Here is a 12,216-nt window from a genome sequence, read left to right on the forward strand (position 1 = left end):
TGGTAGTACGTTGGAACAATTCCGCGGGGTCAGTCTACCTCACCGCCGTTTTGTCGGCGCGTCGCTTTTTCATTCGTCCCGCTGCGCTTAACTGCTATCCTGTCCCGCGATCGGCCCTGTGGTTACCATGAGACATCGCTATGCCTGAATGCCTTATTCCTGCGAAACGCCCCATTCCGTCCGCTTTGGCGCGGGGTACGCTACTGCCTGCGCTGCTGGTTATCGTCGCCGTAGCTGTCGGCTGTGCGCTGGTGTCGCCGCCCATCGGCACGTGGCGAGAAATCCTGGCCAACCCCGGACTCTATATCGATTTGCTGGCGCTGCTGTTTCTGGTGTTTATGCTGTGGAGCTCAGCGAAGGTGCGGATGAGCCATATTGCCGTCAACTGGGTGCGCTATGGGCTGCTGCTGTGGATTGCCGGCGGCACGTTCGATGTGATGGATGAGATGGTGGTTCAGCCGCGCTGGATGGGCTACTACTGCGAAGATCTGCTGCGCCTCTCCGGGATGCTGCTGACCGTGGTGGGCGTCTACAAAATTATTGAGCGCATCAACCTGCTGTACGTTGACGCGCGCTCGCAATCCCTAAAAGATGAGCTCACTCAGTTGCCCAACCGCCGCTTTTTTATCGATACCATTCGCGAAAAGTCCGGACATGCGTTGGGGCTCATGATCCTGGATATCGATTTTTTTAAGAAAATCAACGATACCTGGGGCCACCTGGTGGGGGATGAAGTGTTATTTTCCCTGGGGAAACAGCTGGCGAAACTGACCAGCGAGCAGGTCCTGCCGGCGCGTATCGGTGGGGAAGAGTTTGCCATTATCGTCGATGGCCTGTCGGAGCCTGAGCTGCACGATCTGGCGCAGGCGATCCTCGACAATGCCCGCACCATCCTGATCAATCATCAAACACCGCTGTCGATCAGCATTGGCGTTGGAACCTGGCGGCCGGGCGAAGTTCAGGAGACGTTTATCCGCAAAGTCGACGAGGCGTTGTACAAGGCCAAGCACAACGGGCGCGGGCGCGTGGAGTGGGCGTAATATTCCGACACGGCAGGTTAGGCCTGCTGCGCGCTGCGGCAGTGTCGCCGATACTCTGACGGCGAACGCTCGGTGTAGCGTTTGAAGACCCGGCAAAAATAGTTGCTGTCGACAAAGCCGCAGTTATGGGCGATCTCTTTCACCTTCAGGTCATAGCCGCGCAGCAGCTGTTTTGCCTTTTCAAGACGCACCCGGGTCAGATATTCGTTAAATCCCACCGAGCCTGATTTCTGAAAAATATGCGAAAGATAGTTGGGCGTGATGTGAAAACGTCTGGCCACTGATTCCCGCGTCAGCGGCAGGCTCAGATTTTCCTCGAGATAGTCCTGAACGGCAAGAAACAGATCCCGGCTGCGACTGACGCGCATTTCCAGCCCAACCAGCTGTTCGCGACAGTGGCTCAGTAGCGCGGCGACCACCAGCCGGGCGGTCAGCGGATCGGGCTGCAGGCTGACTTCATTCAGGCTCAGCAGCAGGTAAGAGCCCACGCGCGGCCCGAGGCGGGCAACGCTTTGCTTCTCCGTGTGCAGGCTTTTCCCGTCCCAGCGCTGAATACTGAATCCCAGTTTCTGCCGGCCAAACAGGATACTCAGGGTAGTGGCCGGGCCGGTCCACTGCGGCAGCGTCCACTTTCCCGCCTGCACGTAGAGTACCTGCAGCGCGGTTAACGTCGAAGCGGCTAGCGGCAGCCCCTGTTCATTAAGCTGACCCTCCAGCACAATTTCCAGACGTGGAAACGGTACGTTGAAGGCAAGGGCAGGCACGGAGATATCCGGCTCAGGAAATCTCACCTGTAAGCGATCTTTTTGACCGATTAACCGATGCAGTATATCCGGCAGATCTTCAATCATTCTTTGCCCTCAGCATGCGCATTATCCTGTTGATGATAATTTATTTTTTCCTCCCCGGCAGCGTTTGTTAAGCCATTTTGCGCGGTGGATTCCCGGTCAGCTACAGCACAGGCATCGCCGAAAACGTGATTGTTGACGCCCATCACACTTTGTTGGCTCGCGTACGTATGTCCAGTTTTTCGTAGCGCTCGCCTCCTGTCATGCCGCGGATGGACCAGTAGAGTTTGTTTGTGTTATCGGAACGTTAAAAAGGAACGCAACATGAACTCATCATCAGCTAGCTTTCTCGATGCGTTAGGCGCCAGCCTGGCGCTCAGCGCGCAAATGAAACACGAGCTCGACACCCTCGGCTACACCGTTGTGCATAATGTCGTTGACGCCCAGTGGCTGAGCGAAATGCGACGGCTAATTGATACCCTGGTCGAGCGCGAAGGCGACAATCTGGCGATGGAACATCATCAGGAAGCGACCGCGACGCGGATCGCCAACCTGGTGAATAAGGGGGTTATCTGGGAGAAAGTCTGGGCTCATCCGCTGATCCTCTCCGCCTGCCGCTATATCTTCAACGGCGATTTTAAAGTCTCCAGCCTCAACGCGCGCGAGGCGTTATATAACGGCGGCCACCAGCCGCTGCACGCCGACTGGAAAAAGCCGCGCCCGGATTTTCCCAAAGTCCACCTGGTGAATACCATCTGGGCGATAGACGATTTGAGCGCCGCCAACGGCGCACCGCGGATTATCCCCGGTACCCACCTGCGTCCTGAGCTCCCGGAAGAGGTACTGGCCGACCCGGAGCAGGCCCACCCTGATGAAATCGTGTTTGCTGCGCCGGCCGGGAGCGTGATGATTTACAACGCTCACGCCTGGCACGGCGGCACGCGTAATCGTGAGGGCAGCAGACGACGGGTGCTGCATGGGTTATACATCGATCGCGCGGATACGCCGCAGCAGGACCAGCGGCGCTGGCTGACGCCCGAGACGGCCAGCCGCCTGACGCCAGCGCAAAAGTGGTTGCTGGATGTAGAGTAAGGCCTGTCGCCGGTCAGGGAAGTTCAACATAGACGACCGGCTTTTTCATGATGCTTTTCACGGCCTCGACGATCTGCTGCGGCTGCAGCAGGAAGCTCTTGATGCTGGTTTTAATCGTCCGCAGGCCGCGAAAGCGCTGGGCGTCGTCAATTTCGATATCCGTCACCAGCAGCACCACTTCGGCGCGGGCGATATCTTCTGCGGTAATGCGATTTTCAACGCCGAGCGCGCCCTGAGTTTCCACCTTAAGATGCCATTTTTCATGATGACCGACCTTTTCCAGCCGTTCGGCAGCCATATAGGTGTGCGCCACTCCGCTGACGCAGGCGGTGACGGCGATAATATTGAAGTCCATAACATCCTCCTGGCGTTAACCGCCGATAGTGACGTGGAATCCGGCCGCTTCGGCCATTACCCGATAAGGTTGAATGTCCGCTTCGTCAGGCGCTTTCACCCTGGCCAGCGCCCAGGGTTTGCCCAGCAGACGGTATTTGGGCTCGCCGTATTGATGAAATGGCAGCAGGTGCAATTCTGTAAGATTAAAAGGTGCGAGAAAGTTCAGAATCTGGCGAAAATTATCGACGCTCATGGTATAGCCCGGGATCAGCGGCACGCGTGGGATGAGGTTGATCTCTCTAGCCGCCAGCTGGCGAAAATTATCCAGTACCCGCGGCTGATTGATTCGCAGTAGCGACAATGCCCGCTCAGGTTCCATGATTTTAAAATCAAATAACACCTCGTCGCAGGCTTCAGCCACCGGTAAAAAACGGTTAAAGGGCCCGTCGCCAGCGGTTTCGATGGCGGTGCGGATCCCCCACTGGCGCAGGCGCTGGAGAAAGCGGGCGGCAAATTCGGCCTGCATGAGCACTTCACCGCCGGAGAGGGTGACACCGCCGCCGGAGGCGCGGAAGAAGACTTCATCCTTCAGCACCTCCTGAAGGAGGTTATCCAGCGTCATGTCGCGACCGATCTGCTCCCATGCCCCGGAGGGACACTCGGCGACATCCTGTTGGCAGCGGGCGCAACCCAGGCATTTACTCTGCCGGCGCAGGGTCTGGATCCTGGGTGACATTGACTCCGGGTTGGCGCACCACGGGCAGGTGTGGGGGCAGCCTTTGAAAAAGACCACCGTGCGGATCCCCTGGCCATCATTGAGCGAGTAGCGCTGCAGATTAAAAATGCGCGCCCGGTCGGCGCGCGTCTCCATCACCTCACAGCTGATGCGCGGTGCGGCGGATAATGTCATCCTGAATCTCCTTCGACAGCTCAACAAAGAAGGCGCTGTAGCCCGCGACGCGCACCACCAGGCCGGCAAAGTCCTGCGGCCGTTGCTGCGCTTCACGCAGGGTGTCGGCATTGACCACGTTAAACTGAATATGCTGCAGCTTGAGCTTGCAGAAAGCCTGTAAAAAGTCTGCCAGCTTGTTTAGCCCGCCGTCGCCGGCCAGCGTCGCCGGGGTGAATTTAACGTTGAGCAGCGTACCGTTCGACAGCAGATAGTTATCCAGCTTGCTGACTGATTTCAGCACCGCCGTCGGCCCCTGGGCATCCTGGCCGACCATTGGCGACAGGCCGCCGTCCGCTAACTGTTCGCCAGCCAGCCGCCCGTCCGGGGTAGCCCCCACCACCGAGCCCAGCGGCACGTGCGCCGAGACGGTATAGGAGCCGGGCGTAAAACGCCCGCCGCGCGGATTCAGATATTGTTCCACCTCTTTGCAGTAAAAGCGCAGCAGATCGGCGCTGATATTATCGACGTCGTCGATATCGTTGCCGTATTTTTCAAAACGGTTGATCAACCGGGCGCGGATTTTCTCTCCCTCTGGCGTCTGGAAGTTGGCTTTCAGTACCGCCATCAGTTGGTCAAAGCTAAGGCGCTGCTGGTCAAAGACCATCCCCTTCAGGGCATAAAGCGAATCGCTCAGGTTGGCGATCCCGATGCCCTGGACGCCGGAGAAGTTATAGCGCGCTCCGCCGGCGGTGATGTCTTTACCGTGCTGCACGCAATCTTTAATGAACGAGGAGAGGAGAGGCACCGGCGCCCAGTCGCGATGGCCGATATCGCAGATATTGCTGCCCTCGACCATCAGCTTGATGTAATAGCGAATTTTGTCGCGCATCTGGCGGATAAGCCCTTCCCAGCTGACCTCCGGTTGCCCTTCATTTTCCTGCAGGACAAGTTCCATGACCTTCAGCAGGTTGAACATGGCGATATCATGCAGGCCGTAGGTGCGGCCGGGGATCGACAACTCGACGCAGCCGACCACCGCGTAGTCGCGGGCGTCTTCCAGCGACACGCCACGATTGAGGAAGGCGGGGACCACCACCTCGTCGTTGAAAATCTGTGGAATGCCGGTGCCCAGGCGGATGGTTTCGGCGGTTTTACGCAGGAACGGGCGGTCAATCAGCTCGTTCACCCGCACGCCAAGATTCGGCTGCGGCAATTGCACGTTTTGATAGGCATCGAGGCATAAAAATGACAGCACGTTGACCGCGCTGCGCCCGGTTTCCGTTAGCCCACCGAGCAGGGCGGTATACCCGGTGGGAAAACCGGCGAAATAGCGTGCGCTACTGGAGGAGCGCAGCAGCACGATGTCGTTGCATTTTACCCAAAGCGACTCCAGCAGCTCCTTGAGCGACGCCGGATCCTGTCCTTGATTCAGCGACGCCTGATAAAACGGCAGCATGTACTGGTCAAAACGGCCGAGCGAAATGGAGCTGGCATTGGATTCGTACTGCAGAATGATGTTCATATACCAGAACAGCTGGCAGGCCTGGGGGAAGTCCGTTGGCCGGTGCTGCGCATTGTGGCGCGAAATCGCGGCGATGGTTAACAGCTCCCGCTGACGCTGCGGATCCTGACAGTGTCCAGCCATCTCCTCGGCCAGCGCGGCGTAGCGCAGAATATGGCGCTGAGAGGCCTCCAGCAGGATCAATACCGCCTGATAAAAAGGGTTATCAGGCTGCCGGTCGCAGTGTGATTGCATCTCCGCAACCAGCGCGTCCAGGCCATTATTCAACAGGTGCGGATAGTCGATAATGATATGGCCCTGGCCTTTATCGGTCTGGTTCACGCTGAATATTTGGGTGCTGACGGCGGCTTTGACCTCGTCGGTCATCTGGCCGTTGATGAAATCTTTCATTGAGCGCTTTTCCCAGTAGGGGAACAGCGTTTCCCGATAGACGCGCTTATCTTCTTCGCTTATCGCGAAGCGGTCCTGCGGTCGGGTCGGGAAGGTGTCAAGCTCGTTAAGCAGCCAGTAGGGATCCATCTCCGGCGACATAATGCCGGCCCGCGGTTTGATGGTACGGTTGCCGGCAATCAGTTCATCATCACGAATCGAAATGTCTACCTTATCGAGGATCCAGGCGGTGGCCTTCGCCCGGCGAATAATCACCGGCTCGCCCTCCGTTTGCCGATGGCTGGCGGTATACAGCAGGGCGCGTTCAAGTGATATTTCGCGCGGTTGGGCGAACAGGCTGGCTTTCAGGCGTTGAGTACGATTCGTCATGACAAACTCCATGTTGTGGCGAAGGGCGCGCGGGCGCCCCTTTTAAGGCTTCAGGCTCGTTGGGAAAGGTGGCTGTCTATCTTGTTCATGATGGCGTCGGCGCGTTTGACCGCATCGCTGATATTGACGCGTACGATAGTTTTCCCGGCAAAACGCTCTTCGAATTTGATACCGATATCTTTGGTCAGAATGACCATATCGGCGGCGGCGATCTCTTCCGCGGTCAGCTCGTTTTCAATGCCGATAGAACCCTGGGTTTCAACTTTGACCTGCCAGCCTTTGGCCTTAGCGGCGCTTTCTAACGATTCGGCGGCCATATAGGTGTGAGCCACACCCGACGGGCAGGCGGTGACAGCGATAATGTGGGTCATAATCTGTTCCTTCCAGTCTGTTAGTTAATTTCAAAATCAAGGTCTAATTCGTCGTCGGCTTTGGCGTCAGACGATTTCTTTTTAGCCAGCGCTTTCAGCACAATGACGCAGGCGGCGCTGACGCAGGCGCCGACCAGCAGCGCGGCGATAAAGCCGAGTTTGCCCTGGACCACCGGCAGCACGATGAGCCCGCCCCAGCCGGCGTAACACTGGGCGCCCAACAGCGCCGCGGTGACGCAGCCGCTGGCCGCGCCAATCATATTGGCCGGAATAACGCGCAGCGGGTCGGCAGCGGCAAAGGGAATCGCCCCTTCGGTGACCCCGACGCAGCCCATCACCAGCGCCGCTTTGCCGGTTTCCCTCTCTTCGGCGGTGAAATATTTGCGGCCGATCAGCGTCGCCAGTCCCATCCCCAGCGGCGGTACGGCGATGCCGACGGCGGCGATAGCCACTACGCTATAGACCCCCTGTGAAACGCAGATCAGCATGAAGGCGTAGGCCACTTTGTTCACCGGGCCGCCCATATCAAACGCCAGCATCAGGCCCATAATGATGGCCAGCACCACGATGCTGCCTTCGCGCATGCCCTGCAGCCAGTTGGTCAGGTTTGCCGTGAGCGCGCCTACCGGTTCGCCGAGCCCCCACATCATGATCCCGGCAGTAATAAAGGTGCCGATGATGGGAATAATGAATATCGGCATCACCGAGCGCAGCACCTTGTGGACCGGTATTTTTTTCAGGTAATAGACCACCAGACCGCCGATCATCCCAGCGATCAGCGCGCCAAAGAAGCCGGCGCCGAAGCTGTTACCTACCCAGGCGCCGATGGCGCAGGGGGCCAGCGCGGCGCGGTCGGCGATGGAGTAGCCAATGTAGGCGGCGAGAAAAGGGACCATCAGCGTCAGGCCGGCGACGCCAATATCAAACAGTTTCTTCAGGTTGGGATCAGTGGCGGCATCCGGAACCGCACCTTTGCCATACAACATGACGGACACCGCCAGCAGGATCCCGCCGGAGACCACGAAGGGGATCATATGTGACACGCCGGTCATCAGATGCTGGCGAGTATTTTTTAGTATTTGCACCAGTTCGTTCATTGCTTGCTCCTGAGCGCTGTAGGGCCCGTGACAGTATTGATGGCTCAACATTAGAAAAAGGGCGCCGCATAAAACAGTAGAGAAAAAGTGCATTTACTGGATATTTGTAAGGTTAGAAAAGAATTGCGATCCACCTCAAATCTTAGTGATGACAGGAGGAGTGAGCGCTAAAAGGGTGGAATTGTGATGGCGGGCATAAAAAAGTATCGTGTGTACAATAGTCCAGTAATTGCCAGTTTTGTCACCTAGTCCACTTGACCATCTTTCATTACCTTTTGGGGAATTAATGGATTACTCAGGAGGAAGGCGATGGCTCTGGTCATTGAATTTACATGTGATTTGCCCAACGGCGTGCATGCGCGTCCGGCCAGTCTGGTCGAAACGCTGTGTAACCGTTTTTCATCGGCAATTGAGTGGCGGAACCTGCGCTGCGATACCGGTGGCAATGCCAAAAGCGCGTTGGCGGTCATCGGCACGAACACCCTGAAGGGCGACACCTGCCAGCTGCTTATCAGCGGCGAAGATGAAGCCGAGGCTTACGCCGCGTTAACGGCCTTTCTGCGTGATGAATTTCCTCACTGCGACGCGCCGCTGCCTACGGCACAAGCGCTGGACGTCCAGCCGGTGCCGGAGTCACTCTCACGCCTGAACCCGACGCTGTTCCATGCCAGTCCGGTCTGCGCCGGCAGCGCGGGGGGCAGACTCATCCATCTAAAATCCCGCGATTTGCACGAGCTTGGCGCACTGCCCGTCGCCAGCAGTCCTGAACAGGAGCAGGCGGCACTGGATAACGGCCTGCGCCTGCTGGTGAAAGATATCGAACTGCGGCTGCTGGACAATGACGGTACCGCCAGCGCGATACTGGAAGCTCACCGTTCGCTGGCGACGGATGCCTCGCTGCGCCAGCATCTGCTCGGCGGGATCCTCACCGGTCTCAGCTGCGCCCAGGCGATCGTCGCCACCAGCGACCACTTCTGCGCCCAGTTCCGCGATTCCGGCAGCAGCTATCTGCAGGAGCGAGTGCTGGATGTGCGCGATGTCTGCTTCCAGCTGTTGCAGCATATCTATGGCGAAGCCCGTTTCCCGGCGCCGGGTCAACTGCGGGAAGCCGCCATTTGCCTTGCCGACGAACTCACCCCCAGCCAGTTCCTCGAACTGGATAAAACGCATCTCAAAGGGCTGCTGCTGCGCAGCGGCGGCACTACGTCGCACACCGTGATCCTTGCCCGCTCATTCAATATCCCGACCCTGGTGGGGGTTGACCTCGACGCACTGTTGCCCTGGGAGGATACTCAGGTGCAGATCGACGGCAACGCCGGGCTGCTGGTGGTCGACCTGAGTCCGGCGGTGGCGCGCTACTATCAGCAGGAGTCGTGGGTTCAGGCGCAGATCCAGCAACAGCAGCAGGTATGGCTGGATAAGGCGGGGCAGACGGAAGACGGTATCCGCGTCGAGATCGCGGCGAACATCGCCCATTCGGTAGAGGCGGTGGCGGCCTTCAACAACGGCGCGCAGTCGGTTGGCCTGTTCCGCACGGAGATGCTCTATATGGACCGGCCCGGCGCGCCATCGGAAGACGAACTCTACAACATTTTCTGCCAGGCGCTGGAGCCTGCCGCCGGGCGCAGCATTATCGTGCGGACTATGGATATCGGCGGTGATAAGCCGGTGGCCTACCTCAACATTCCGGCGGAAAATAACCCTTTCCTCGGCTACCGCGCGGTGCGCATCTATGAAGAGTACCAGGCGCTGTTTCATACTCAGCTGCGGGCGATTCTACGCGCTTCGGCGCACGGCTCGCTGAAGATCATGATCCCGATGATTTCCTCAATGGAAGAGATCCTGTGGGTGAAAGAGCGGTTGGCGGAGGCCAAACAGTCGCTGCGCGTCGAACAGATCCCGTTTGATGAAAAAATCCCGCTGGGCATCATGCTGGAGGTGCCGTCGGTGATGTTCATCATCGATCAGTGCTGCGAAGAGGTGGACTTCTTTAGCATCGGCAGCAATGACTTAACGCAGTATCTGCTGGCGGTCGATCGCGATAATGCGAAAGTGACGCGCCATTACAACAGTCTCAACCCGGCCTTCCTGCGTGCGCTGGACTATGCCGTGCAGGCGGCGCACCGGCAGGGGAAATGGATCGGCCTGTGCGGCGAGCTGGGGGCCAAAGGTTCGGTGCTGCCGCTGCTGGTCGGCCTCGGCCTGGATGAACTGAGCATGAGCGCGCCGGCGATCCCGGCGACTAAAGCGCGTCTGGCGCAGATGGACAGCCGCGCCTGCCGTCAGCTGCTGAATCAGGCGATGCAGTGCCGTACCTCGCTGGAAGTGGAGCATCTGTTGGCCCAGTTCCGCATGCGCCAGCAGGATGTGCCGTTGATTAGCCGCCAGTGCATCACCCTCAACAGTGACTGGCGCAGCAAGGAGGAGGTGCTGAAGGGGATGACGGATAACCTGCTGCTGGCCGGGCGCTGCCGCTATCCACGCAAGCTGGAGGCCGATCTCTGGGCCCGCGAGGCGGTGTTCTCCACCGGGCTGGGCTTCAGTTTTGCCATTCCGCATAGTAAATCCGAGCATATTGAGCAGTCGACCATTAGCGTCGCCCGCCTGGCGCAGCCGGTGAAGTGGGGTGATGAAGAAGCGCAGTTTGTGATTATGCTGACGCTAAACAAGCATTCGGCGGGCGACCAGCATATGCGCATCTTCTCGCGCCTGGCGCGGCGCATTATGCACGCCGAGTTCCGCCAGGCGCTGGTTTCCGCAGAGAGCAGCGAGGCTATCGCGCAACTGCTGCGCCGCGAGCTGGAGTTGTGATCGGTTATCCGGCCCGCGCCGCTGGCCTGAGCCCGTGGATGCTGGTGGAGGTGGCGACGAGCCTCTCCCTATGTGCTCCCGGTGCCAGGAGAGACTTAACGCAGAAGACATATCGGGAGCGCCATCTGCCCGGACATAACACAGAACAACCGTTTTTCCGGGGCGAAACCGTTGCAAACTGATAACTATATCGATTAATCCAGCTCTGACCGTCAGTCGGCCCGCGCAAGCGCCGCACCGCCGGGCGATGGCATCAGGCGCGGAGACGATTTTGTGCCGGGTGGCGGCTGCGCCTAACCCGGCCTACTCACTCCATTATCGTGCCTTTTGTAGCCCAGGTCAGCCGTAGCGCGACCTGTGAGCGGCCGGGATAATTACGCCAAAATAGCCTTGCAGATGGCGTCGCTGACCTGCTGCGTTGACGCGCTGCCCTGCATATCCGGCGTCTTCGGCCCGCTGGCGATCGTCTGCTCAATTGCCGCCAGGATGCCGTTGTGCGCGGCGTGATAGCGCGCATCGCCGTTCCCGAGAAAATCAAGCATCATCGCCCCGGCCCATATGGTGGCGATCGGATTGGCGATATTTTTCCCGTAGATATCCGGCGCTGAACCGTGGACCGGCTCGAACAGCGACGGGAAGGTGCGCTCCGGGTTGAGATTGGCCGATGGCGCAATACCAATGGTACCGGTGCAGGCCGGGCCGAGATCGGAGAGAATATCACCGAACAGATTGGAGCCGACGACCACGTCAAACCGCTCCGGCTGCAGCACGAAGCGGGCGCAGAGAATATCGATATGCTGCTTGTCCCAGCGGATCTCGGGATAGTTTTTGGCCATCTCCTCCACCCGCTCATCCCAGTAGGGCATGCTGATGGCCAGCCCGTTGGATTTCGTCGCCGAGGTCAGCGTTTTGCGCGGGCGGCTTTGCGCCAGCTCGAAGGCGTAGCGCAGGATACGGTCAACGCCCCGGCGGGTAAAGATCGACTCCTGAATCACCACTTCATGCTCGGTGCCTTCATTGGCGCGCCCGCCCAGAGCGGAATATTCGCCTTCGGTGTTCTCGCGCACCACGTAGAAATCGATATCGCCAGCCTTTTTCCCCGCCAGCGGGCAGGGGACGCCGGGGAACAGGCGCACCGGGCGCAGGTTGACGTACTGATCGAACTCGCGGCGGAACTTCAGTAGCGACCCCCACAGCGAGATATGATCCGGGACGGTATCCGGCCAGCCGACGGCGCCAAAGTAGATGGCGTCGAACCCCTTTAACTGCTCGCGCCAGTCGTCCGGCATCATCTTACCGTGATGAGCATAATATTCGCAGCTTGCCCACTCCATCTGCTCGAAGCTCAGCGCCAGATCCCACCGCTGCGCGGCGGCTTTCAGTACGCGGATCCCTTCAGGCAGGACTTCTTTGCCAATTCCGTCACCCGGGATGGCGGCAATACGACAGGTTTTTTTCATTCCGGTTCTCACTTTTTAGCGATGATGTTTGACCACCTGCTTATCCTA

General features: G+C 58.7%; 10 protein-coding genes. 3 read left to right on the forward strand and 7 right to left on the reverse strand.

Annotation, left to right across the window (positions count from 1 at the left end):
• Positions 1 to 140: 140 nt before the first annotated feature.
• Positions 141 to 1,040, forward strand: coding sequence for a GGDEF domain-containing protein (locus tag L2I46_RS18465; protein WP_072420454.1), 900 nt, complete (start codon positions 141 to 143; stop codon positions 1,038 to 1,040).
• 17 nt (positions 1,041 to 1,057) lie between these two features.
• On the opposite strand, the gene L2I46_RS18470 is transcribed toward L2I46_RS18465, so the two are convergent.
• Positions 1,058 to 1,891 carry a helix-turn-helix transcriptional regulator gene (locus tag L2I46_RS18470; RefSeq protein ID WP_023289071.1) on the reverse strand — a complete coding sequence of 278 codons (834 nt, stop codon included), beginning with the start codon at positions 1,889 to 1,891 and terminating at the stop codon, positions 1,058 to 1,060.
• Positions 1,892 to 2,152: 261 nt separating this feature from the next.
• Here L2I46_RS18470 and L2I46_RS18475 point away from each other — a divergent pair, with 261 nt between their 5' ends.
• On the forward strand, positions 2,153 to 2,920 hold the full coding sequence (locus L2I46_RS18475; protein ID WP_023289072.1) for a phytanoyl-CoA dioxygenase family protein: 768 nt from the start codon (positions 2,153 to 2,155) through the stop codon (positions 2,918 to 2,920).
• 13 nt (positions 2,921 to 2,933) lie between these two features.
• On the opposite strand, the gene L2I46_RS18480 is transcribed toward L2I46_RS18475, so the two are convergent.
• The 5 genes from L2I46_RS18480 to L2I46_RS18500 are packed head-to-tail and all read right to left on the reverse strand — an operon-like array spanning position 2,934 to position 7,897.
• Positions 2,934 to 3,275, reverse strand: a complete 342-nt coding sequence (locus L2I46_RS18480; RefSeq protein ID WP_023289073.1) for a PTS fructose-like transporter subunit IIB — start codon at positions 3,273 to 3,275, stop codon at positions 2,934 to 2,936.
• A 15-nt stretch (positions 3,276 to 3,290) separates the two neighbouring features.
• Positions 3,291 to 4,166, reverse strand: a complete 876-nt coding sequence (locus L2I46_RS18485) for a [formate-C-acetyltransferase]-activating enzyme (RefSeq protein ID WP_064158250.1) — start codon at positions 4,164 to 4,166, stop codon at positions 3,291 to 3,293.
• Positions 4,132 to 6,429 (reverse strand): formate C-acetyltransferase, encoded by a 2,298-nt coding sequence (locus L2I46_RS18490; RefSeq protein WP_032455297.1) that lies wholly within the window; start codon positions 6,427 to 6,429, stop codon positions 4,132 to 4,134. Before L2I46_RS18490 ends, L2I46_RS18485 begins: the two co-directional genes overlap by 35 nt.
• A 50-nt stretch (positions 6,430 to 6,479) precedes the next feature.
• The gene (locus tag L2I46_RS18495; RefSeq protein WP_023289076.1) at positions 6,480 to 6,800 is read right to left on the reverse strand and encodes a PTS fructose-like transporter subunit IIB; all 321 of its coding nucleotides are present in this window, start codon (positions 6,798 to 6,800) and stop codon (positions 6,480 to 6,482) included.
• A gap of 20 nt (positions 6,801 to 6,820) precedes the next feature.
• Positions 6,821 to 7,897 (reverse strand): PTS fructose transporter subunit EIIC, encoded by a 1,077-nt coding sequence (locus L2I46_RS18500; protein WP_023289077.1) that lies wholly within the window; start codon positions 7,895 to 7,897, stop codon positions 6,821 to 6,823.
• A gap of 309 nt (positions 7,898 to 8,206) precedes the next feature.
• Between L2I46_RS18500 and ptsP the strand changes: the two genes are divergently transcribed.
• Positions 8,207 to 10,708, forward strand: coding sequence for a phosphoenolpyruvate--protein phosphotransferase (ptsP, locus tag L2I46_RS18505; protein ID WP_236948132.1), 2,502 nt, complete (start codon positions 8,207 to 8,209; stop codon positions 10,706 to 10,708).
• A 374-nt stretch (positions 10,709 to 11,082) separates the two neighbouring features.
• Here ptsP and L2I46_RS18510 read toward each other — a convergent pair whose 3' ends face one another.
• Positions 11,083 to 12,168, reverse strand: coding sequence for a tartrate dehydrogenase (locus tag L2I46_RS18510; protein ID WP_102002256.1), 1,086 nt, complete (start codon positions 12,166 to 12,168; stop codon positions 11,083 to 11,085).
• Positions 12,169 to 12,216 lie beyond the last annotated feature (48 nt).

The organism is Klebsiella sp. 2019SCSN059 (assembly GCF_021739525.1).
Lineage (GTDB): Bacteria > Pseudomonadota > Gammaproteobacteria > Enterobacterales > Enterobacteriaceae > Klebsiella > Klebsiella quasipneumoniae.

Coding starts and splice junctions, on each gene's coding strand:
- L2I46_RS18465 (WP_072420454.1), top strand. CDS start 141: ATGCCTGAATGCCTTATTCCTGCGAAACGCCCCATTCCGTCCGCTTTG.
- L2I46_RS18470 (WP_023289071.1), bottom strand. CDS start 1,891: ATGATTGAAGATCTGCCGGATATACTGCATCGGTTAATCGGTCAAAAA.
- L2I46_RS18475 (WP_023289072.1), top strand. CDS start 2,153: ATGAACTCATCATCAGCTAGCTTTCTCGATGCGTTAGGCGCCAGCCTG.
- L2I46_RS18480 (WP_023289073.1), bottom strand. CDS start 3,275: ATGGACTTCAATATTATCGCCGTCACCGCCTGCGTCAGCGGAGTGGCG.
- L2I46_RS18485 (WP_064158250.1), bottom strand. CDS start 4,166: ATGACATTATCCGCCGCACCGCGCATCAGCTGTGAGGTGATGGAGACG.
- L2I46_RS18490 (WP_032455297.1), bottom strand. CDS start 6,429: ATGACGAATCGTACTCAACGCCTGAAAGCCAGCCTGTTCGCCCAACCG.
- L2I46_RS18495 (WP_023289076.1), bottom strand. CDS start 6,800: ATGACCCACATTATCGCTGTCACCGCCTGCCCGTCGGGTGTGGCTCAC.
- L2I46_RS18500 (WP_023289077.1), bottom strand. CDS start 7,897: ATGAACGAACTGGTGCAAATACTAAAAAATACTCGCCAGCATCTGATG.
- ptsP (WP_236948132.1), top strand. CDS start 8,207: ATGGCTCTGGTCATTGAATTTACATGTGATTTGCCCAACGGCGTGCAT.
- L2I46_RS18510 (WP_102002256.1), bottom strand. CDS start 12,168: ATGAAAAAAACCTGTCGTATTGCCGCCATCCCGGGTGACGGAATTGGC.